We start from the raw sequence: 24,265 nt of genomic DNA on the forward strand, positions 1-24,265 counted from the left end.
ATGCACGAAGATGATGAATTCTTTGACGAGGTAGACTGATAATAACAATCAGCATACCTCCGCTTTGCATGGCCCGGTCTTGCCCGGGCCTTTTAATTCAAGGTTGCGCCGTAAAGGCGCAATTTCCTATTAAATAAAAAAAGAGCTTTGACCTGTTAAAAGTCAAAGCCCTTTGAAGTATCTTATGAATTATTCTGCAACTGTGCAATACATGAAGTACTTATATCCAAGCGGGCTTGAGAAGAAGCCGTTTACCTTGTCTGAAATCATGTAAAGATCTGTGTAGTAGTAAATCGGGCATATGTAACCTGTTGACATAAGAAGGTCTTCTGCTCTGTGCATAAGTGCATAACGAGTATTGGCATCTGTGCAAGTCTTGATGTCACCGATCAGTACATCATATGTTTCAGCCCATGTTCCATTCTCAACCTTTGTGTCATATCCAAGATCTGTAAGGTCAAGTGAGTATGCAGCAACGCTTGCGTTGTCGCCCTTACCAAACTGAACATCATTGTTACCTGAAGCAGTTGTCCACATATCAAGGAATGAAATAGGATCGTTGTAGTCACCAAGCCAACCGTTACGAGCGATTGAGTAGTTACCTGCTTTACGTGTATCAAGGAATGTAGCCCATTCCTGGTTCTCAAGGTTAAGTGTGATACCTATACCTGCAAATGTTGACTGAATAGCTTCACCAATTGCCTTATGTGCCTCTGATGTATTGTAAAGGTATGTAAGTGTAGGGAAGTCTGTAAACTGCTGTGTTGCTTCATCAAATGTGTAGTACTTTTTAAGTGTTTCAAGAGCTGATGTCCAGTTTGCTTCATATGCAGCATCTGTTACATCATAATAACCTGTAAAGCTGCTATCAGATCCGGCATTCTCATAGAACTGTGATCCGTCAGCATCTGTAAGACCCATAGCTACGAATGAAGAAGCAGGAACCTGTCCTCCCTGTGCAATGTCATTAACGATGTAGTTTCTGTCAATAAGAAGTGCAAGTGCATTACGAATCTCATTCTCTGCATTTGTCTTGTCTACACCTGTAAGAGTACTTGTTGAAGGAAGAAGCTCCTCGTTGATGTTCCAGCATACATAGTATGTTCCAAGCTGACCTGCTGTTACAAACTGTGTAGGATAGTTTTCCTTAAGAGATGCAATCTCATTTGTAGGAACGTCGTCGATGAACTCCCAATCACCGTTCTCGAAGTTAGCAAGCATATTGTTAGCATCATCTGACAGGTAGAAGTTAATCTCGTTCATAGTAACATCAGCTGCATCTACAAAGCTATCATTCTTGGTAAGTGTGATAACTGAGTTGTGCTCCCAGGATGTCATTGTGTAAGCACCGTTATTTACATATGTTGAAGGATCTGTAGCCCATGACTCATTTGCAACAACATCCTCACGAACAGGCATATATGTAGGGAATGCAAGAAGCTCATTCCAATAAGAAATCTGATTAACAAGTGTAACCTCAAGAGTCTTGTCATCAACAGCTGTTACATTAAGCTTTTCATCACCTGTTGCTCCGTCAGCCCAAATATCAGCATATCCGTCAACAACCTCGAACATGTAACCATAATCTGCTGCAAGAGCCTGACTGGCAGCACGGTTCCATGCAAATACGAAGTCAGCAGCAGTTACAGGCTGTCCATCAGACCATGTAAGACCATCTCTTAGTGTGTAAGTATAAGTAACTGTTCCGTCCTCATTCTCTACACCTTCTACAAGTGCTTCTGCACAATCAGGCTGAAGCTCAAGATTTCCGTTTGCATCAAGTCCCCACTTTGCAAGACCTGAGAAAAGGTGGTTGATCAAAGTAGCACCATCAACAGCTGAGTTAAGTGCCGGATCAAGTGATGCAGGCTCAGAAGCAAGACAAACATTGATAACACCTGTGTTAGATGCTGTGTCTGCAGCTGCTGCATCAGAAGATGATGCTGATTCAGTTGCTGTAGTATCTGTGTTCTGTGACTGCTGAGTATCTGTGCTCTCTGTAGCAGTGTCGCCGGATGCGCCACAAGCTGCAAGGCTCAGTACCATTGATGAAGCAAGTAATACTGATAATAACTTCTTTTTCATAATTATCCTCCTTATTAAGATAATAATTTTATTAAAAAATGCCTTAAAGCATCTTTTAGCTTTAGTTAAGAACTATCTTGTTCTGAATCTTTGCAACATCTTCAATATGGTGACATGCAACAAAATGTCCGGATGAAACCTCTTTAAACTCAGGCATACTCATGGCACAATCCTCCTGGGCATATGGACATCTTGTTCTGAACGGGCATCCTGACGGTGCATTTAAAGGGCTCGGTATATCTCCCGAAAGGACAATTCTCTTATTGGCTCTTGCAATTTTAGGATCCGGTACAGGAACAGCAGAAAGAAGGGATTTGCTGTATGGATGAAGTGGATTATTGTAAATCTCCTCTGCATCAGCAAGCTCTACCATCTTGCCAAGGTACATAACTGCTATTCTGTCACTTATATGTCTTACTACCAAAAGGTCATGAGCGATGAAAAGATATGTAAGTCCAAGCTTGTCCTGAAGCTCATCAAACATATTAATAACCTGCGCCTGAATTGATACGTCCAAAGCTGAAACCGGCTCATCACACACGATAAATTCAGGATTTACTGCCAAAGATCTGGCAATACCGATACGCTGACGCTGTCCGCCCGAGAACTCATGTGCATATCTGGATGCATGTTCAGAGTTAAGTCCTACATAACTCATAAGTTCGAGAATACGTTCCCTTCTCTCCTCTTTGGTCTTATACAGGCCATGGATATCAAGAGGTTCTCCGATAATATCCGATACTGTCATTCTCGGATTAAGTGAAGAATACGGATCCTGGAAAACCATTGTGGCTTTCTTTCTAAACTCTTTAATATCTTCCTTGGTTTTTATCTGTTTGCCGTCATACCAGATTTCTCCGGCTGTTGGCTTGTAAAGATTCAGGATTGTACGGCCAACTGTTGTTTTTCCACAGCCGGACTCTCCTACAAGTCCAAGTGTCTCTCCCTTTTTTATGGTAAAAGAAACATCATCTACTGCCTTAAGTGGCTTTGTCTTAAAAAATCCCACATTGACATTGAAGTATTCTTTAAGATGCTTTATTTCCAAAAGATTCTTTTTATTTGATACTTCGCTCATATATTAATTCCTGCCTTCCATCTGCTTCTTAACATTCATCCAGCACCCGGCAGCATGATCATCATTGATCTGCATGCGCTCTGCTCTTTCACGCAAACATATCTTCATGGCTGCGTCACATCTTGGTGCAAACGGACATCCCTTTGGCATATTCAGAAGGTCAATCGGTGTTCCGGCTATAGGTTCAAGCTTTTTGCCCTCCTTCCCTTCTGTTGGAATGGAACGAAGAAGTCCTTTAGTATACTCATGACATGGATTATAAAAAATTTCATCCGCAGTACCCTGCTCGCAAATCGAACCGGCATACATAACAATCACTTCATCACACATCTGAGCAACAACTCCAAGGTCATGTGTGATCATTATGATAGCCATTCCAAGCTCTTTTTGAAGATCTTTCATAAGATCAAGAATCTGAGCCTGAATAGTAACATCAAGGGCTGTAGTAGGTTCATCAGCAATAAGAATGTCAGGTTCGCAGGCAAGTGCCATTGCTATCATTACACGCTGTCTCATACCACCTGAGAACTCATAGGGATACTGATTCATTCTCTTTTCAGGCTCGTTCACGTTTACAAGCCTTAACATTTCTATAGCTCTTTCTTTTGCCTGTTCTTTATTTCTATCTGTATGGAGAAGTATTGCCTCCATAAGCTGATGTCCGATTGTATAAGTTGGATTAAGTGAAGTCATTGGATCCTGGAAAATTATAGACACCTTATTTCCACGAACGGTTTTCATGACTTTTTCGCCGGCCCCTACAAGCTCCTGCCCATCAAGCTTAATTGAACCGGAAACTATTTTTCCTGTTCCGGCCAGAATCTGCATTATGGAATATGCAGTAACTGACTTTCCGGAACCTGATTCTCCAACAATTCCTAAAACTTTTCCTCTATCAAGATTAAAAGAAATTCCATTAACGGCCTTTACCTCTCCTGCATCCGTAAAGAAAGAGGTATGAAGGTCTCTTACTTCTAGCAAATTCATTTGTCAAATCTCCTGTTATATATTGTAGTTCTACTCTCGATTAAAACCTCGTCAGGTGATTACTGATGTAGTTCTGCTCTCGGCTATTGCCTCGCCAGAACAAAGTAGTACACCAGACTCGAAAGGACCTCGTCAGGTGATTACTTTTCCAACTTAGGATCAAATGCATCGCGAAGTCCGTCACCAAAAAGATTAAGTGAAAGAACGATGAGTGAAATAACAAGTGCGGGTATAACAAGTCTGTATGGATAAGATGAAATACCATTAAGTGCATCTGATGCCAGAGAGCCAAGTGAAGGCATAGGCGCATTTACACCAAGGCCAAGGAATGAAAGATAACTTTCAGTGAAAATGGCACTCGGAATCTGGAGCGCTGTTGAAATGATAATTACAGAAAAGCAGTTTGGAATAAGATGCTTTAAAATAATCCATTTTCCATTTGCTCCCGCTGCCTGAGAAGCAAGTACATATTCCTGCTCACGAAGTGACAGTATCTGACCTCTTATAAGTCTTGCCATTGAAACCCAATACAGAACACCAAATACTATGAACAAACTAATGATGTTCGAACCAATCTTGGCAAGTACCGTTCCATCCAAAGCGCCTTCCATTACCACTTTAAGCACTGATGAAAGAAGAATGACCATAAGCATATCAGGAAGAGAATAGATAATATCTACAATTCTCATGATTATAAGATCCACTTTACCACCGGCATATCCCGCTACCGATCCGATTGTCATACCAATGATAAGAACAATGATGCTGGCAAAAAATCCTACTGCAAGGGATATTCTTGTTCCGTATACCACACGGATAAAATAATCTCTTCCCTGAGAATCTGTTCCGAAAATATGCGGAACAACAGTCTCTCCCGCTTCCATCCTTCTTATTTCCGATCTTCCGTATTCAAAAGGCTTAAGATCGTTAAAAGAATTATCTACAGGCTTACCCGGTGTCATACCAAGCATCTGATCATATGAATATGGCCAGAACATTGGAACAAAAATAGCTGCCAGCGTGATTAACACTATTATAAAGAAGCATACCGTTGCAACTTTATTTTTTAAAAGTCTCTTGACACTGTCCTTAAAGAATGTAGATGAAGGACGCATCTGGACCATATATTCTTTTTCTTCATCTGTTGCAGGAATAAAGTCATCCATATTAACCTGCGCATTAAGCTTTGAAATATCCATCTTTTCTAATCAACTCCGTCTTCAATAAATTATCTGGATTCTTACCAAACTCTAAACAAACTTATTCCAAGGTAATTCTCGGGTCTACAACCTTATACATGATATCGCCCACAAGATTCATGACAACTATAAGTGTAGCAAGAACAATTGTTGTTCCCATTACAAGCGGATAATCACGGCCTGTAATACTGTTTACAAACGCTCTTCCTATTCCCGGAACTGCAAATATCTGCTCAACTACAAGAGAACCTGTTACAATTCCCGCAAGCATAGGTCCAAAATATGTAATTACAGGAATCAGAGAATTTTTAAGAGCATGACCGAATATAATCTTCATTCCCGAAACACCTTTTGCTTTGGCTGTCCTTATGTAATCCTGACCGAGAACCTCAAGCATTGAAGATCTTGTAAGCCTTGTAATATAAGCCATAGGATAAAGCGAAAGTGTCAGGACCGGAAGAACTAATCCGTTTTTAGATGCACCATTTGCAGGGAACCACTTCAGATTTATGGCAAAGAATATAAGAAGAAGCGATCCCATGATGAAAGAAGGCATTGATACAAATGCAGTAGTAATAATCATTATTATTCTGTCAATGAACTTATTCCTGCGAAGAGCTGCAATTGAACCAAGTATTACTCCGCTGATAAGAGCTATAATTGCTGCGATAACCCCAAGCTTTGCAGATGTCTTCATGCCATCAAAAATAATGTCATTGACATTACGACCTCTCTGTTTAAGAGAAGGACCAAAATCAAATCCAAAAACAATATCTTTTAAATATGTAAGATACTGAATTCCAAGTGGCTTATCCAAACCATATTTTGCTTCCATAGCTGCTTTTACTGACTCTGTAACAGCCTTTTCACCTGTGAATGGTCCGCCCGGAACTGCATGCATTACAAAAAATGTAACAGTAATAACTACCCAGACTGTAACAATTGCAAGCAAAATTCTCTTTACAATGTACATTAGTGTCTTTGTGTTCATTCTAACTCTCCACCTACCTGTTTTAATATTTGCATCTCGTTGCTAATAACGGTGCAAAGCATTGACGCTTCAACGCATTACATCAATCATGTTATAAAAATTGCAAGGACACCATTAACTGTGCGCCATTGCACTCATTAACAAGATTGTATACACGCATATCATCATGCAACTTTCATTATGTTATAGGAGTGCTTACTTTATGTCAAGCAACTTAGGTTAATTTCGCTCTAATTGATTAATATAAATCAACCATCTTTGAGTAAAATACATATGTCCGTGTGATGCGCACATATATTTAAGATTGTTTTTTTCTTTTTTCCATAATAATAAAAAAATCTACGCAATAATTATATCATAATTACGTAGATTTTTTTGCTTAATTAAATATAGATTTAATCCGCTCTTTTATTATTCAAGTAAAGATATGACTTTTTGAATTAAGTTCCAAAAATCCTCATTAAAAAACAACATATACTCACTTTGTGTAATAGTAAACATTAAGTACAGAAAATGCGGATACAAAATTGGCTTTTGGAGAATTTTTAAAAGATGTTTCATATTGAAAATCAGATGTCAAAAATATTTTTCCGTATAACGCAAAAACACCCACGGGGGGACGTGAGTGCCTGCGATTTTCTTATGAGGGGGAGATAGTGATTGTCTCTAAACGGCTTAGAGAACTGTTTCATCACTAACCTTAATTAGTAATATAAACTATAAATGTGTTCAAAAAGTGAATAAAATAATTTTTTTTGTGAACTTTTCGTGTTGTAAAACGAAACTCCCGATCCGACACGGTAATGGCATGTATCATTCGGAATATTTACCATATATCTCTGCCAGCTTACTCAGTTCCTCAGGAGAAAGATTTTCAATGGCATATTGCATAAGTCCCTCTTTATCTCCTTCATTTACGTATTCCATAACTTCCCCTGCTGTTTCTGTGTCAAGGTGCTCCGCAACTATTTCAGTAACTGTTTCTCTGTCTTCATCCGAAAGTGATTCCAGAGCCTCTTTTACTTCGGGATGCTCTTCCGCTATTTTATCGACATTCTCTGTAAGGATATCGACAGTTTTCTCTGCAACTACTTTTTTGGCACTGTCTTTTAGTATAGGTAATGCGACATTTATGAACAATAAAACAACACTTCCCAAAACAATAATGGAAATCATCAATCGCCCAAAAGCCCCATTTTTATCCTGTTTTGCGGAATTTTTATATACTTTTTTTCGATTATTTTCTGACATTTTTATTTTTTCTCCCATTTATTTTTTAGAATAGATTATATTTCTTTTATAGTTCGTACACATTTTGGAAACACTTACCCTGTACTATATAATCTATCAGAAGGACAAAACTTCTGAACCCCCAACAATACTTTTTTTCATACACGGGTTGTCCGGTTCCCCACCTGACAACCCCTCCTCCCAAAATTCCAGAGCCTTTTAAAGGCTCTTTTCTTTTTGTAAAAAGAATCTGCAAAATAAAGAAACCAGCTTCTATTGTATCACAGAAGCCGGTTTAAATTCGAATATTAACAATCAGATTTTAAATAATGTAGAAAGAATGCCTCTTCCAAGGCTTGCACCGAGATTACCTCCAAGTGTCTTTCCAAATTTTCCAAACTTTCCGCCAAAGGTCTTTCCTACCTCACGTCCAACTGTTCCCGCAACGGCATTACCAACGGATTTAGCAGCCTGTTTTTTCTTTCTGGCTTCCGCCGCTTCCTCTTTTTCTTTGGCTTTCGCTTTTGCAGCCTCTTCTTTTGCTTTCAATTTAGCTGCCTCTTCTTCAGCTTTTAGCTTTGCAGCTGCCTCAGCATCCGCAAGTCCTTTTCTCTCAAGAAATTCATATGCCGAATCAGGATCTTCAGGCTCGTAATATTTACTGTATAATACGCTCTGCTTAATTTCTTTTTCTCTCAACGAATCATCTATGCTGCCCATAAGTGACTGTGGTGGCAAAATAAATACTCTCTCAGCCATGGTTGGTGTTCCGTCTTCATCAAGAAATGAACAGATTGCCTCACCGGTTCCAAGCTCCTGTATTGCATCTGCTGTCTTGAAAGCAGGATTTTCTCTAAAGGAATCTGCTGCCGCCTTAACAGCCTTCATATCTGACGGTGTATAGGCATGAAGTGCATGCTGTATCTTATTTCCAAGCTGAGCTAAAACTCCGTCGGGAATATCTCTTGGGTTCTGTGTTACAAAGTAAATTCCAACTCCTTTGGATCTTATAAGCTTAACAACCTGCTCAATTTTATCCATGAGAAGCTTTGGAGTATCTGCAAAAAGAAGATGTGCCTCATCAAAGAAAAATACCATCTTGGGCTTATCCAGATCTCCCACTTCAGGAAGAGTTTCAAACAGTTCAGACAGCATCCAAAGGAGGAATGTAGCGTACAAAGTGCCGTTATTTATAAGGCTTGTGCTGTCAAGGATGTTGATCATACCCTTTCCACCCTCGCCTGTTGTGAACCAGTCTCTGATGTTAAGCGCAGGCTCAAAAAAGAACTTATCTGCCCCTGCTATTTCAAGGGAAACAATAGCTCTTACAATGGCCGCAATCGACACTTTACTGATATTGCCATAGTCAGCCGCAAATTCTTTATTGTTCTCAGAAACATAATTCAGCATTGACTTAAGATCCTTGGTATCAACAAGAAGAAGGTTATTGTCATCAGCAATCTTGAAAGTGATTGACAAAATATCCCTCTGAAGGTCATTAAGTCCCAGAATTCTGGCTAAAAGAAGTGGTCCCATTTCAGAAACGGTTGTGCGAAGCGGTATTCCTTTTTCTCCAAAGACATCCCAAAATGTTGCAGGGTATTTGGTAAAAGAAAAGCCTGCTTCATCAAGCCCAAATCTTTTTATTCTGTCCTGCATATCATCAGAATCCCTGCCCTCGCACACCATTCCGGAAAGATCACCTTTTACATCGGCAAGGAATACAGGAACTCCCATATCGCTAAAGCCTTCCGCCAGCACCTTTAAAGTAACAGTTTTTCCTGTACCTGTCGCACCTGCTATAAGGCCATGTCTGTTAGCCATTTCAGGTAAAAGAAATACCTTGTCCCCATTGGCATTGTTTGCCACCCAAATCTTGTTATCCTTGTACATAGCTTCCCTCCCAACAAACGTATTTATACGTTTTATTTTATCACGTTTTCGCTGCATATACATTTCAAACATAAAAGAAACCTGCATTTTTACTGCAGGCTTCTGATATCTTCATCCCCGAATTTTACAGCTGTTTGTGATAATCCTGAAGGGAATTTATGTTGCCGCATCCTTTTACCTTAACCTCATGTATTCCTTCTGCTGCTGCCTTAGCTGCGGCTACTGTAGTAATATACGGAATACGTGCCTTTATGGCTGCCTTTCTGAGGTATCCATCGTCATGTTCAGAGCATTTTCCGATAGGAGTATTGATTATAAGCTGAACGTCACCATTTTTTATAACGTCTTCAACATTTGGTCGTCCACCTTCAAAATTTTTCATTATCCTGACAGCATCAATGCCGGATTCAACTATTGTTTCATAGGTTTTTCCTGTAGCAAAGATTTTAAATCCATCAGCTTCAAAGCTCTTTGCAAGATCGGCTGCTGCCGGCTTGTCCTCAGTATTTAGTGAAATGAGCACTGCTCCCTCTAATGGAAGTGTCATATTTGCGGCTTCCTGAGCTTTAAAGAATGCTTCGCCGACAGACTTTGCAAGCCCTAAAACCTCACCTGTAGATCTCATTTCAGGTCCCAAAACAGGATCCACTTCAGGGAACATGTTAAATGGGAACACTGCTTCTTTTACGCCGTAATATGGCGGCTCTGTCTTGTTTTCTTTTGCCTGTATCAGTTCTTTTACGGGAGATGGACGTCCTGTTATAGCAGATGTAATGATATCTGTGGCAACCGGAACCATCTTTATTCCGCAAACCTTGGAAACAAGAGGAACTGTCCTTGATGCACGAGGGTTAGCTTCCAGAACATAAACCGTGTCATCCTCAATGGCATACTGCATGTTCATAAGTCCTACTACATTCATTTCCACAGCAATCTTTTTGGTATATTCCTCGATAGTCTTAAGGTGCTTTTCTGAGATATGCATGGATGGCACTATGCATGCTGAATCTCCTGAATGGATACCTGCAAGTTCAATATGCTCCATGACTGCAGGTACAAAAGCCTCGGTGCCATCACTTATGGCATCAGCTTCGCATTCAAGTGCATTATGAAGGAATCTGTCAATAAGAATCGGTCTGTCAGGTGTGACACCAACTGCTGCCTTCATATATCCTTCCATACTTTCTTCATCCCTGACAATTTCCATTCCGCGTCCACCAAGAACAAATGAAGGTCTTACCATTACAGGATAGCCTATTCTTGCCGCAATTTCTTTTGCCGTCTCTACGTCAGATGCCATTCCCGACTCAGCCATAGGAATTCCGAGCTTATCCATCATCATTCTGAACTGGTCTCTGTCTTCTGCAAGATCTATTACTTCAGGCGTAGTTCCAAGAATATTTACACCCTCTTCTTTGAGCTTGGCTGCAAGGTTTAAAGGAGTCTGACCTCCAAACTGAGCTATTACGCCGATTGGCTTTTCCTTTCTGTAAATCTGAAGCACATCCTCAAGCGTCAAAGGCTCAAAGTAGAGCTTATCTGAAGTGTCGTAATCGGTTGAAACAGTCTCCGGATTACAGTTTACGATTATTGTCTCAAAGCCGAGTTTTTTAAGCGCCATAGCCGCATGTACGCAGCAATAGTCAAATTCGATACCTTGACCGATTCTGTTTGGTCCTCCGCCGAGGATCATTATCTTTTTATTACCTGAGTCAGGAGCATTCTCTATTACACTTCCCTCATCTTCATGCTGATAGGTTGAGTAGTAATATGCACTTCCGTCTGTGCCGTACACATGAACGCCTTCCCACGCCTCACAAAGTCCGGCCTTTTCTCTTCCATTTCTGATATCATCTTCAGTGACGCCAAGAAGCTTTGCAAGATATCTGTCAGAGAATCCATCCTCTTTTGCCCTGATAAGATCCAAAGCATCGGGAACCCTATTGTTATATTTGTTTGCAAGCTCCATTTCTTCATCAACAAGTTCTTTCATTTCAACAAGGAAATAGTGCTTAACTTTGGTTATATCATGTATTTCTTCTACAGAAACTCCTTTTTTCATAGCTTCATATATAAGGAAATATCGCTCTGAAGAAGCATCTTTAAGCAGTCTGATAAGCTCTTCTTTTGACATATTCTCAAATTTAGCTATTTTGCCAAGGCCATATCTGTCTTTTTCCAAAGATCTTATGGCTTTTTGGAAAGCCTCTTTGAAATTTTTGCCAATGCTCATAACTTCGCCAACAGCACGCATCTGAGTTCCAAGCTTATCCTCTACTCCATGGAATTTCTCAAATGCCCAGCGGGCAAATTTAACAACTACATAGTCCCCACCGGGAACATATTTATCCAAGGTTCCAAACTTAGAATCGGGAAGCTCAGAAAGGGTAAGCCCTGCTGCAAGTTTGGCTGAAACAAGGGCAATAGGGAAGCCTGTAGCTTTGCTTGCAAGAGCAGATGAACGTGATGTACGCGGATTGATTTCGATTACTACGATACGCCCAGTTTTAGGATCGTGAGCAAACTGAACATTGGTACCACCGATGACACCGATGTGTTCAACAATTTTATATGCCTGACGCTGCAGTTCTTTCTGAAGGTCCTCACTTATAGTGAGCATAGGCGCTGTACAGAATGAATCACCGGTATGAACGCCGACAGGGTCAACGTTTTCAATGAAACATACCGTGATCATGTTATTATCTTTGTCTCTGACTACTTCCAGCTCAAGCTCTTCCCAGCCAAGAATTGACTCTTCAACAAGAACCTGATGAATGATGGAGGCCTGAAGTCCACGGGAACAAACAGTCTGAAGTTCTTCTTTATTGTAAACAAGACCTCCTCCTGCTCCTCCCATTGTATAAGCAGGACGAAGAACAACAGGATATCCAAGTTCGTCTGCCTCGGCAAGAGCCTCTTCTATGGAATAGCAAGCCTTGGAACGAGCCATTTCAATGCCCAGCATATCCATTGTTTTCTTAAATTCAGTTCTGTCCTCGCCACGCTCAATAGCGTCAACCTGAACACCTATAACTTGTACATGGAATTTATCAAGAATACCTGCTTTGTAAAGCTCAGAACACAGATTAAGTCCGGATTGTCCGCCAAGATTAGGCAGTAGAGCATCCGGTCTCTCTTTTTCAATAACCGCTGCAACACGATCAACATTAAGTGGTTCAATATAAGTCTTATCCGCCATTTCAGGATCAGTCATGATCGTTGCCGGATTGGAATTAACCAGTACTATTTCATATCCCAAACTTCGAAGAGCCTTAAGTGCCTGCGTCCCCGAATAATCAAATTCACAGGCCTGACCGATGACAATTGGTCCCGAGCCGATGATCAGTACTTTGTGAATATCTGTTCTCTGTGCCATTTCACTCCTCCAAAATCTATTTTTAATTATCTGTTCCACTTTATCACGTTGAAGTGTTTAATACAAGAGTTTTTTTGACTGCCATAAAATTGCAAAAAAATCGCAAAAAATGTGCTGTCGCTCATAATCACAAGCAACAGCACGTCAAAAAAATCAGATTTCTTTTACCCAAAGACCATGGAGGTTACAGTATTCATAAGCAGCAACAGCTTTCTCTCCTTTGGCAAGTACAAACTGCGCACAAGGTTTCTCTCCCGGATTAAGTTTTTTGATCATGCATCCTTTATCTGTCTCAAGACAAATGAACTGGATATAATGCTCAGCCATCATCGGATGCTCAACTTCACCAACAACTACAGTGATTGTGTCACCATCTACTGTAACTGCAGGTACATGCTTTTCCATAGCTCCGTCTGTTGCGCCGGGAACAAGCTCTTTCATAGGCTCTCCGCAACATACTACCGGAACACCGGAATCGTTTAGTTTTGTGATAATGTTGCCACAATGTTCACATCTGTAAAATTTCATAACGAAACCTCCTAATATAAAAAGCGTGGGAGCTTTAGCCTTGTATCTTAAACTCCCATTCTCGGGTAAGTGATACAATGCTATTTTATCATAATTTCGTTATATTATATACACATACGTACGTTCTGTATTAAGATGAATCATACTATTTTTCAAAATATGCCAATGCTATTGCACCGGGACCGGCATAGGTACCGATAGTTGCCCCTGCAATGGCATATTGCAGACTTTCCTCATGCCCTTCGTACAAAAACTTTGAGTCTTCCACATATTTTTTTAACATATCATCGGAAAACCCTGAATATGCCAGACATATAGGTTTATCAAAGTCAATTCCGCCGGACTTTTTTACAAATTCAATAAGCATGTTATTGCCGTTTTTAGAGCCTCTGGCCTTACCGATTACCTTAACTTTACCCTCCTCAATAGTGATAACAGGCTTAATCATAAGTACGCCGCCTGCAAAAGCTGCTGCCGAAGAGATCCTTCCTCCCAGCTTAAGATATTCAAGTGTATCAAATACGGCTATTACATGAGCTTTTTTCAGTTCAGGAGTTATAGTACTTATTATTTGCTCTGCATTTAATCCCTGATCTCGTAGTTGTACAGCCCTATTAACAATAATATATTCAGAAACACAGAATTGCTGTGTGTCAACCACGTGTATGTTATCCGAATACTCAGCTGCTGTCATGCAGGCACTCTGATATGAGCCAGAAACTTCAGAAGAAAGACTAAAATAAATAAGTTCATCACCACACTCATCGGCTTTTCTAAATTCTTCAGAATACTCATAAGGCGATATCTGACTTGTTTTGGGTATATTGTCAGTTTCAACTAGCTTCCTGTAAAAGTCTTTTCCGGAGAGTGTTACTCCGTCAAGAAACTCTTCCTCTCCAAATCTGACTTTGAGGGGAAGTACTGTTATATTCCATTCTTTTGCTTTTTCCTGTGAAATATCACTTGCTGAATCTGTCACTATTCTGACTGCCATGTTTTGTCCTTTTTTATATTTATATTTTTTATATTTATATCTTTTATGCTAATATAAGACAATTTTTGTAGAAAGTTTCCTTATGTCGTTGTGTCATACGCACCATATGGTTTCAACGCCGTTTTCGTTTCCAAGTACACAAAATGAAGAATAGCATAAAAAAACAGGAGTTGCAACAAAGTGTTACAATTCCTGCTTTTTTTCAGCCTCTTGGAAAATCATCATGAATTAAACCGTCATGTCTTTCTAATCCGTCATTGCTTTCTAATCCGTCATCATTTGGATATTCGTCAGAATCGGAAAGAATATCTGAATATTTAACATCAACGATGATATGCCTGAACAGCCCATGACATCCATCACTGCAATCTCTCCATGTAGCATCAAAATTACCGGTATACCATGGATCAGCGACATCACCATTTCTGTCTGTGAAATCCAGCATTTTATATATTTTTTTATCCGGATCACCTCCAAAAATCCTGTTGAGATCCCGAATATTAGCACTATCCATACCGATTATGAAATCAAATTTATCATAATCAGCTCTAGTAGTCAGCCTTGCTCTCTTTCCGCTTACTCCAAGCTCATTTTCTTCAGTCCCAATGCCATGTTCTCGAAGCTTTGCCCTTGCGGGAGGGTACACCGGACTTCCTACTCCATTCCATATTTCGTCAGTATGTGTTGCTGATGATTCTATATGAAACTTGTCAGAAAGACCTTGTTTAGCCACTATGTCCTTCATAATAAACTCCCCGATTGGAGAGCGACAAATATTGCCGTGGCAAACGAATAAAACTCTTACTTTTCCCATTTTATCTACTCTTATCTTCCCTTTTCTTCACTTTTACTCATATTCTACTCATACAATTTTATCCCATTTTTACTCATATCTCCACTTATCTTTTTATATCTTCTCCTTCATTTTGAGTAAAATCTTAAGTAAATTCCACACCTTAAAAAGTACAATAGCAACCATAATTTAATAGTATCATTCCCATTTTTTAAGTCTGGCACTTTGGCACATATATCCTATTATTATCCTTATTCCAAATCATTATCACCATAATGATTGGTTCTTAATCTCTTAAGCTCTTCCCTTGCATCCTCAAACCCTAAATGAGTATAGGTATTTAAGGTAACACCAATCTCACTATGCCCCATAAGGTATTGAAGTGTCTTAGGATTCATCCCTGACCTCGCACAATTGGTGCAGTACGTATGCCTCAAAATGTGAGGTGTAATCTGAGGAAGTTCCTTTTTATAAATCTTATTATGCTTTTGAACAGCCAGCTGCATATGCTTTTCCCAATGTTGTGCAACAAGCGGCTTGCAATTTATATCCATATACAAAAAGCCTGAATATATTTTCCCTTTATTGTCTTTGACCTCAGGCTCTTCTATGTATTCCGGTCTATTTTCGATTATGTGCTTAAACGCTTCAACCACATCATCTTCAAGTGGCAACACCCTTGTTCCAGCATTTGTTTTCGTTTCTACTATAAAATATCTCATGTCCGAACTTCTCTGCAGCTGTTTATAAACATTAAGTGTCTTATTTTCCAAATCTATATCTTCCAGTGTTAATCCGCACCACTCGGAGATTCTTAGACCAGTATGTAGTAATATATAAAAGCAATCATAATAACGGCTATAATGATTATCATTTTTTACGAATTCCATAAATCTCTTTTGAGTTTCTCGATCAAGTGCCTCTCTTGTAATCATGTCATTAACTACAACCTCACTGAATTCAAAATCAAAAGGATTCTTTCTTATCCAGTCATTATCCTCAGCCATGCGGAATGCAGGTCTGAGCACTCCACGTATGTTATGCAGGCTGCTGTACCTTACTCCTGAATTTTGAAGTTCGACCAGATATGCTTTTGCATCATATTTGCTTACATCCTTGATCTGCTTTTTTGAAAAGGACTGCTTATTCAAGTTGTTGAGTACCGTTTTATACTGTCTACGTGTACTTTCCCTTACGCTGTTCCATCGGATTTTTATGTACTTCTCTGCAAGTTCATAAACTGTCATTTCCACAGGAGCTATGCCATCATGCAGCTCTTCATTTATTTCTTTCTCAAGTTCTCTTAATGACTTATCACTGTGTTTTCCTGCCGGCTCTTTGTCTGTCGATTCAAGTTTCCAGCTATATACATAGTGGCGCTGACCTAAAGCGTCGTCATAAACATACATATAACGTCCATCGGCTCTCTGCTGCTCGTTCTGTCTGAGAACACGTCCCTTTTTATCACGCCTTTTGTCATTCTTTCCCATAATAAACTCCTCTCGTCCATAGATCGGGAGGCCATTGTAACGCCACCCTCCAATTCAATAAAGCTATTTCTTCTATATCTTTATATCGCTCCGGTTTTATCCAGATACTCTTCAAAGAGTTTTCTTTTTATCATGTTTCTATTGCCATTCATCATGATAAAATCAGCACCTTCATTGTTTTCTATAATAAAGCGAAGCTTGTTCTCTCCAATATTAAAGACTTCGCTTGCTTCGCTAACGGTCAACATATATTTATTCCAAAGTGGAACTCTTTCCTGCTTTTCCATAATACAAACCACCTTTGTTCATCTTGGCAGTGCACTTTCAAAATCATTCGCCCAATCCCTAATCCAAAATCAATCTTCAAAACATCTCTTCTCAAAATCAGCTGATGTAACCTTGATTTTTCTTATACTGTAAGCCTGATTTATTGAAATGTCCTTTTCAAAATGCCACAACCATCAATAATTCACCAAAACACTTCGATATTTTCAGCTAAAGTGCACACTCAACAACTCAGTATGACATTTTCAACTTCATGTATATCCTCATTATGACAAACACACATTTCATTGACGTATCACAGGGCTGCAACTAATGTCACAGTCCTGCAAATACTATTGATTACTCTTCATCATATTCTTCAATCTCTTCATCAAACTTCTCTTCACTCCAGTCAAACCATTTTTTGTCCAAAGGTCCTGAAATGTAATTAATGAAGATTCTTAATTTCTCAAGGTCATCTTTATCACTAATAATAAAACCCTGATTTCGAGAGTATTTTCCATACTCTGAATGCATCAATGAATGTTCGAACACTTTCATTGCTCTAAGATTCTCAGGAATCTCAAGCATCCTAAAAATCTTGTGATGTACATTGATGTCTGCAGGTTTTTCCTCTATAAAAGGAATCCCCCTGTCAAGGCAGTCAACGACCCATGACAAAGTGGTATTTTTCCCAGTAATAAACTTGCCATTATAGCTGTCCTTGCCTCCTGTCCATACCATCTTCAACAAGCTATCGACCATATCGGTTTTGACGACTTTGCCGAAATAACAGCCTTCTGCTTTAACTGCCAGAATTGAAAAACCATCATCCAGCTTAATTGCAGTATTATCTTTGCTTTTATCATCAACCAAATCCTCATTAATGATAAGCACGCTCTTTGCTGCTGTACTTCTAAACTTTTTAAAATCTCCGAGAGTATTAATCATCTCTCTCTTTGGATTCACCTTAATTGTCGCTGTATTGTTCACATTAAGATGTGTATCCTTTGCCTCTTCTACTATTGAATCTATCTCGTTCATGTTCTCAATCCCCCTTGACTCTTGTGCTGATACTACATTTGTTCTTGATAATTCCTTTTTCATGTTTTTTTGCTCCTTTGCTAATTTTTTATATAAATACTTACTTTCATGTATATTTTTCTGTAACACTTCTATTCAAAATTCTGTAAAGCATAATTTCCAAAACCCAATGCTTTAAAATTTTGGCACGCTGGCACCAATTTATAAGAGCTAGGTGGTTAAACACCTAGCTCCTGCTAATAAATCCGCTTCATGTTGAGTTAAAGCAATATCTCCGCTATGAATAATACTCAAGCCCAGTTCATCAGGGACATAGTTTGTCCATAAGTACTCCTGCGTGCTGCCTTTATGCTCTACTCCTGTTCGGCACGCCATATTGACTTTAGAATCGAGCATCCAGCAGTGCCATCCTGCATCTTTAGTCAGGTATCTTTCATATAAATAGTCACCGCCTCGATATCCTGATACCATTACGCTTGCTTTAGAGTCCTTGATCAGGTTTAACATGGCAACCTGATCTTCCGTTGTAAATCTTTCGTAATATAGATCTTTTCTAGGTCCCATGGTACTGTACTCATAAGGGCTATCAATATATAGCATTGCATCACTGTCATCTTTAAGTTCCCTTATTACATCAAGTGCATCATGATTGGTGATCGTCACTCCCTGCAAGCGCTCCTGAACTCTTGCTGCATTTATATCAAGCATCCTGCATGTTCTGTCATAAAGTTTCTGGCGAGCTTCATCATGCTTGGAATCTACAAACCTCATGTTCATGCGGTTTGCGTCAAAGCTGTAGCTGGTGAGATACAGCTCTGCCAGTGCTATGTCAAACTGATTCATCCCGACATATCCAAGATTCTTAAGTCCTCTGAACATCTCAAAATATGTTTTTTCTATCGGATATTCTTTAAAAATATCTATGACACTTTGGAAATCCTCCTGACACTGCTTGATTAAATTAATTGTCCCATAATCTTTGTCATTTACCAATTCACAAGGAAACTCATCAGCATTAAGCAGTACATTTGCCATGCCAACAAATGGCTCTACATACAACAACTTGTCGTGATCGAGCAGCAGGTTGATTTCCTTCGCCCAGCGATACTTCCCGCCCAACCAGGTAGCTATCCTCAAATTGTCTTTAAACATTTTCTGTACGTTCTTTTTCATCATGCAGCCTCCTTTTCATTGATGAGTAAACTGTCAACAACCTCGATACAATAGTAATGAAGTGTAAATTGTCCTACATGTTTTCTGTAGTCATATTCACGACCTTTGCTTGAAATCAAAACTTTCTTACCACGCAAGCCTTCCTTAAAAACTGTAAGCAATTCCTTGTCGCTTCTTTCCCAGCCCACAGCTTTTATCACTGTCTGGAAGTTCTTTAACCCGTTGATCATGATGCATTCCTTTCCATCAATTTCATCAACAAGCATGTTTTCATCAGGGTTCTTCAATGATCTAACAAGATCAACAAGATTTCTGTAAGCTTCCAGCGGTGAAACTCCGTCCCTAACTCTCTTTGCATCTCTGACTGCTGGTAGCATTGCTTTCTGAGCCACCTGCCAAACATGCTTTATTATTTTCTCTGACATTCCCGGCACATCTGTGAGTATTGCCTCAAAAACGTCCTGATCAAACTTTGACTTGGGGATTTTGAAGTCCTCTGCAAACTCTTCTCCATCAACTGAAACGTATCTTAACAGGTAATTAACCCTCGCATTTACAACTACCGCCTTCATATAAATGTGCTCTTCACCAACTTCCTCGATGTACTCGTTATGAAGCTGCTTACAGGTGCTTTCAGCAAGGATATCAAACTTATCAAACTTTTCTGGAATGTTGATGTTCGGAATGTCCTTAGCCTTGTTCTTGATTGCTGTAATCTCTGCACTGCCCTTGTTAACTGTATTCTCAACCATCTCTGTTCCCTCCATCTTAGCCACGCTCTTATCTTCAGCAACTGCATTTATATGCTTCATCATCTCTGTATCCTCCTTAAACTTGTCCTTCAATCTGTTTGCCATTACCAAGCCGTCTTTGTTGGCAATCTGTGGAAAAATCTCTCTTTCCCAAGCTGCATTCGCTTCATCACGTTCTTTCTGAGCCTGTATATCTTCTTGAATGAGGTCGTTCATCGTTTTGCAGCCATACTTGTGAAGCACCTCGATCATTTGTTCTCTTTCTACCTCGTTAAGATCCTCACAAAGGTTGATTTCATCATTTATCATATATTTATCCTCCAATTCTTGAACATTTTTAACTAGTCTATGTAAAAACAACAACATCTCAGCAATTTGCAGTGCATTATCATCAACAACAGCAGCAACACCGCAGACTTTGATTCCGTTTGAGCACAGTTCGAGCATGCAACGAACATAATTTCGATATTTAATTTTCAAGGTACAAGTCGCCGTCCGCTGTATTGCTGTTGTGTTGTTGTTGATGATGTTATCTTAGCAAGTCTATTTTGTTTCACTTTAGAAATGAGTACCATAATTGCCCCAAATCCTGTTTTTGTGTAAAACAAAAAAACAGCTTAACCACGCACTTTATAGCACATGATCAAGCTGTTTAATATACATGTTTTTATACATGAAATACATTTTGTATTATTTTTTTACAGTATCTGTAATTTTTCTTTCTCTGTTCTCATAGTATTTTTGGACAATACTGATATCCTCACTCATTTTTGCTAGCATTTTATTAGTTTCAAACAGTTTTTCAAACACTTCTTTGTCAGCATTATCCCGCTCTATCCCAGTTATTATGTAGCTTTTGGTGTCATCATAATCTTTACAAAGCTCCTGAATGTCCTTACATAGCATATCAACTCTACGACTTATAGCATTTTTTGAATTCCATATCACATTTATAACTTTGCCAACACTACTATCGGTTATCTTTGACCTAGCTGCACCACCATGGACAATAATACCGTTCAGCTGATTTACATAATCATGTATACTATCCGCTAACCGTTGTTCCATTTCTTTATATTCTGGAGTAAGGTCTTCTTTTTCTTTAAGATTTCTTAATGCATCTGCATAACTTTCAAGCTCTACAAAATCAATAGGAACGCCTTGAAAGCCCACAAACCTTGTCCCGAGCAAATGCTCATTGAAATCATAAAATTCCTCACTGAATCCAAAGCATTTTCTAAGACAGTTAACTACATCGCCAATTCCTGACATGTCACCCTTTTTCAAGCCTCCATACTTAACGCTGACATTACTATACTTATCTCCAAATATCTGGCTGTAAAAGTCCTTTATTCCACTATTGGATCCCATCAATCCAATGTATATTTCATACATTTCTATAAATAAACATTGATACAACAGTCTTTGTCTATCATTTAGATCTTTTCTTGCAACTCTTTTTCCACTAGCCACGCCTCATCCTCCTGTTAAATGCTTTAACCAAACCTATACATATTTTATCATGTTTTTTCTTACACTATCTATGGCATGAATAATCTTACAATCTAAAGTATATTGTTATATATGTCTTTATCTATCGCTTCCTCAGTTCTTAAATAATCTACAATCATGTAATCAATCACTGTAATCAACAATAGTAATATCTCAAAACTACATTCACCCCTTGGCACATTGGCACCGGATATTCCAATCCATCTTTCCATGTATCTCTTTAACCCTGCTGTATCAATACAAACAATTCTTTTGAATATCCAGCAATACTAATGCAATCTTCTTTTACTAACCTGTAGCAAAAATGCCAACGCAGCTTTTTAATATTTTTACTTTTACAGATTTTTTCAAAATCAATTTCCTTATACAATCTAATTTCAAAAATCCCATTTTCATCAAAATATAACACACCCCCAGGGTAATTATGTTACATTCCTTTATTTCAGTTAACTTTGAGATTTGAATTTAAGTAATTTCTTCAATTGTCATTTTTCAAGCTATACCTCAATTAAACTCCCATATTCTCTGTCCTTACCATGATAAATGTTTTTACCAACCTGACTGTCACTCCTTCCAACTTGTACTCTGCTGGTATATCCATTCTTTATCTCAAAATTTATATAAACCCACCATCCACCCCTGACTGCTCACATGTCATGTGATTTTGCTAACTTGTTTACTTCGTGCACTTTTATAATTCCTTATCTTTTTCAATTACCTAATCATCATAATCCATGATTTCTGTACGACACTCATATTTTCTAACTTGTCTGTTTTTTTACTAACTTGTTATATTAAAGCCCTTTCAAATCCCCTGATTACCTACATTTTTTGACCACCGTTCCGGCTTTAATCGAATCCCGGATGGCAACTTTTTATGTAAAATCCAATCCCGGAAATCATTCCACCATTGTCCAGTGTTCTTTATCCAAGGGCGTAAGCAATACAAACTACTCTTACGCCCACTACTGGAGGATTTATGATTATGGCTGTCATTAAGCTGTTATTATATCTGTCCCCACAAAGATTTACGCATACGCTTGTTAAAAGCATGTTTTATCTCATTTGCCAGGATCAGATTATCTTGCAATTGCCCGTCTTTGGGGCATCTTATGATTCCGACATGATCTGTATGTCCGTTCTTTAAAAGCACGTACAAATTTATCTCGTCTTCATTCACTATCTTGTACTCAAGTCTATATCCTGTCATTCCTGTATTCCTCCTTAAAATCCTGCATGTTCAAACATCATCATGATGTAATACTGCTCGTAATCTCTCTTTATCTTGTCTCTAAGTTTCTTATTCTGCTTTGCTGTAGCTCTGTTACTCACTTTCAAGCCAACAACATTCCTGCCAGTCTTGACATCTACAAGTACCCAACTATCAGCACCTGTATCAAGTGTGATTCTATGTTCCCATTCCAACATTCATCACGCCCTCCTTATCTTTGCCAAATCTTTTTTACACAACCAAAAATAAAAAACTTTTTATTTTTTTCTTCTCTACATGTAGCAAACAAAGTAATCTATAAACGCTTCTTCAGCACTACTTATTTTTTCATATGTACACTTTGTAAAAACATATCAATCCATATACCAATTTCATTTCCATCATTTTTCCTGATACTGTATATAAAACACAAACCCATTGCACTTTTGTACAATGGGCCTGCTAAATTATTCTTATCTCATTCTTGCGTGTGCACTTCCAACTTTAGGTCATTACAGCTTTTCCCTGTAGCCTTACCTTTTTCTGCCTCACGTATCTTTGCTCTCATGTCTATAATAAAAACTATCACATAAACCTCAATTGCCTTGGTTATGATCCAGCATATCAATGCCAATGATATCATTCCAAATATTACAGTCATCTCTACCGCATTCATTATCTATCCCTCCAATAAAGGCTGGAGCTTTTCACTCCAGCCAATCCAAACCATTTTAATGTAGTTACTTTCTCCTGCTCTTGCCGCCCTTGGTTGATTTCTTCTTTGTTTCTTCTTCAACAGGCTCTGTCTTTTCTTCTGATGTATTCTCAACTTCTATACTTTCTTCAGTTTCAGGTTCTGCTGTAAACTCGGCTTCAACAGTTGTTTCAACCTCCTGCACCTGCTCTTTAATTGTTTCTTTCTGGCACTTTGGCACATCCAGCGTACCATCTTCTTTCAGGATTACTCCACCATTGATGATTCCCATGTTGTAATAAGTAACCAAAAGAGCTTCGTCAAGATCTACTCTCTTAAACCTGTTTGTTATACCCTCATAAACAACTCCATTCTCAGTTTCTTTGCTGCCTATGACAGTTACAAACATGTTAACCATGCACCCATCTTCAATCATAGGTTTGTAGTTTCCGATATGTCTCTTCTCCATAAGATTTCTCATTCCAAAACCTGCAGCGTCAAGTTCAAGCTTTCCGCTGTCACCAATGACAAGACCTCTTATGCCCTTGCCGTTCTTAATTTCACTAATGATTTGTTTCTCTGTCATCTCAACGATCTCGCCGTCACTAAACAACTCATAACCAAGTTCTCTGTTTCCTAAATAAAGTTTGTTCATCACGATCTTTGTACACATAATTCTTATCCTCCATGTATTTGCGGCATCTTCAATGCCTTTATTTATCTTACAAACATCCTAACGCTGATATCATGATGCGTCTGTGGAGGAAATGTACGGACTTAAACATTGTATTTTAGGGAGTTTGCCGGTCATGTAATTACAACAAACGACAACTTGTAACCGGCAAGTACTTTTCCCGAAATTTCGGCATTTAATTTTCCTGAATCCGCGGCATTTAAGATTCCATAGCCAGCGGCATTTTATTTTCCATACTTGTCTTTATTCTTGGGCTGCCGCGTAAACGGCAGCCCTTG

The 24,265-nt window shown here is 38.9% G+C and carries 22 protein-coding genes; all 22 read right to left on the reverse strand.

What is annotated here, in order from left to right; all coding sequences use genetic code 11:
- Nucleotides 1–189: 189 nt before the first annotated feature.
- On the reverse strand, nt 190–2,085 hold the full coding sequence (locus tag J6O61_RS07950) for a peptide ABC transporter substrate-binding protein (RefSeq protein WP_292211686.1): 1,896 nt from the start codon (nt 2,083–2,085) through the stop codon (nt 190–192).
- Between the two features lie 61 nt (nt 2,086–2,146).
- The gene (locus J6O61_RS07955; protein WP_292195078.1) at nt 2,147–3,163 is read right to left on the reverse strand and encodes an ABC transporter ATP-binding protein; all 1,017 of its coding nucleotides are present in this window, start codon (nt 3,161–3,163) and stop codon (nt 2,147–2,149) included.
- 3 nt (nt 3,164–3,166) lie between these two features.
- Nucleotides 3,167–4,150 (reverse strand): ABC transporter ATP-binding protein, encoded by a 984-nt coding sequence (locus J6O61_RS07960; protein WP_292211688.1) that lies wholly within the window; start codon nt 4,148–4,150, stop codon nt 3,167–3,169.
- Between the two features lie 140 nt (nt 4,151–4,290).
- Entirely contained in the window at nt 4,291–5,349 is a 1,059-nt protein-coding gene (locus J6O61_RS07965) for an ABC transporter permease (protein WP_292211691.1), read from the reverse strand.
- Nucleotides 5,350–5,410: 61 nt separating this feature from the next.
- On the reverse strand, nt 5,411–6,340 hold the full coding sequence (locus J6O61_RS07970; RefSeq protein ID WP_292211694.1) for an ABC transporter permease: 930 nt from the start codon (nt 6,338–6,340) through the stop codon (nt 5,411–5,413).
- Between the two features lie 813 nt (nt 6,341–7,153).
- Complete coding sequence (locus J6O61_RS07975; protein ID WP_292211696.1) at nt 7,154–7,591, reverse strand: hypothetical protein; 438 nt, start codon at nt 7,589–7,591, stop codon at nt 7,154–7,156.
- A 294-nt stretch (nt 7,592–7,885) separates the two neighbouring features.
- The gene (locus J6O61_RS07980; protein ID WP_292211698.1) at nt 7,886–9,463 is read right to left on the reverse strand and encodes a helicase HerA-like domain-containing protein; all 1,578 of its coding nucleotides are present in this window, start codon (nt 9,461–9,463) and stop codon (nt 7,886–7,888) included.
- A gap of 124 nt (nt 9,464–9,587) precedes the next feature.
- Nucleotides 9,588–12,839 (reverse strand): carbamoyl-phosphate synthase large subunit, encoded by a 3,252-nt coding sequence (gene carB / locus J6O61_RS07985; RefSeq protein WP_292211700.1) that lies wholly within the window; start codon nt 12,837–12,839, stop codon nt 9,588–9,590.
- A 153-nt stretch (nt 12,840–12,992) separates the two neighbouring features.
- On the reverse strand, nt 12,993–13,367 hold the full coding sequence (locus J6O61_RS07990; RefSeq protein WP_292211703.1) for a desulfoferrodoxin family protein: 375 nt from the start codon (nt 13,365–13,367) through the stop codon (nt 12,993–12,995).
- A 145-nt stretch (nt 13,368–13,512) separates the two neighbouring features.
- Nucleotides 13,513–14,361, reverse strand: coding sequence for a DegV family protein (locus J6O61_RS07995; RefSeq protein WP_292211705.1), 849 nt, complete (start codon nt 14,359–14,361; stop codon nt 13,513–13,515).
- Between the two features lie 202 nt (nt 14,362–14,563).
- Entirely contained in the window at nt 14,564–15,106 is a 543-nt protein-coding gene (locus J6O61_RS08000) for an arsenate reductase/protein-tyrosine-phosphatase family protein (protein ID WP_442861701.1), read from the reverse strand.
- Between the two features lie 299 nt (nt 15,107–15,405).
- Nucleotides 15,406–16,644: a tyrosine-type recombinase/integrase gene (locus J6O61_RS08005; protein WP_292211710.1), complete on the reverse strand. Its 1,239-nt coding sequence runs from the start codon at nt 16,642–16,644 to the stop codon at nt 15,406–15,408.
- A gap of 80 nt (nt 16,645–16,724) precedes the next feature.
- Nucleotides 16,725–16,931 carry an excisionase gene (locus J6O61_RS08010; RefSeq protein WP_292211713.1) on the reverse strand — a complete coding sequence of 69 codons (207 nt, stop codon included), beginning with the start codon at nt 16,929–16,931 and terminating at the stop codon, nt 16,725–16,727.
- Between the two features lie 337 nt (nt 16,932–17,268).
- A complete protein-coding gene (locus tag J6O61_RS08015) occupies nt 17,269–18,015 on the reverse strand; it encodes a hypothetical protein (RefSeq protein WP_292211716.1) in 747 nt (248 codons plus the stop codon).
- Nucleotides 18,016–18,162: 147 nt separating this feature from the next.
- On the reverse strand, nt 18,163–19,125 hold the full coding sequence (locus J6O61_RS08020) for a DNA adenine methylase (protein ID WP_292211718.1): 963 nt from the start codon (nt 19,123–19,125) through the stop codon (nt 18,163–18,165).
- Complete coding sequence (locus tag J6O61_RS08025) at nt 19,125–20,186, reverse strand: hypothetical protein (RefSeq protein WP_292211720.1); 1,062 nt, start codon at nt 20,184–20,186, stop codon at nt 19,125–19,127. Before J6O61_RS08025 ends, J6O61_RS08020 begins: the two co-directional genes overlap by 1 nt.
- Before the next feature lie 381 nt (nt 20,187–20,567).
- A complete protein-coding gene (locus J6O61_RS08030; RefSeq protein WP_292211723.1) occupies nt 20,568–21,350 on the reverse strand; it encodes a hypothetical protein in 783 nt (260 codons plus the stop codon).
- A 92-nt stretch (nt 21,351–21,442) separates the two neighbouring features.
- Nucleotides 21,443–21,601 carry a hypothetical protein gene (locus J6O61_RS08035; protein WP_292211726.1) on the reverse strand — a complete coding sequence of 53 codons (159 nt, stop codon included), beginning with the start codon at nt 21,599–21,601 and terminating at the stop codon, nt 21,443–21,445.
- 794 nt (nt 21,602–22,395) lie between these two features.
- A complete protein-coding gene (locus tag J6O61_RS08040) occupies nt 22,396–22,599 on the reverse strand; it encodes a hypothetical protein (protein ID WP_292211728.1) in 204 nt (67 codons plus the stop codon).
- Between the two features lie 14 nt (nt 22,600–22,613).
- On the reverse strand, nt 22,614–22,817 hold the full coding sequence (locus J6O61_RS08045; protein ID WP_292211731.1) for a hypothetical protein: 204 nt from the start codon (nt 22,815–22,817) through the stop codon (nt 22,614–22,616).
- Nucleotides 22,818–23,077: 260 nt separating this feature from the next.
- Nucleotides 23,078–23,275, reverse strand: a complete 198-nt coding sequence (locus J6O61_RS08050; protein WP_292211733.1) for a hypothetical protein — start codon at nt 23,273–23,275, stop codon at nt 23,078–23,080.
- A gap of 64 nt (nt 23,276–23,339) precedes the next feature.
- On the reverse strand, nt 23,340–23,966 hold the full coding sequence (locus tag J6O61_RS08055) for a hypothetical protein (RefSeq protein ID WP_292211735.1): 627 nt from the start codon (nt 23,964–23,966) through the stop codon (nt 23,340–23,342).
- Nucleotides 23,967–24,265 lie beyond the last annotated feature (299 nt).

The organism is Butyrivibrio sp., assembly GCF_017635265.1.
Lineage (GTDB): Bacteria > Bacillota > Clostridia > Lachnospirales > Lachnospiraceae > Butyrivibrio.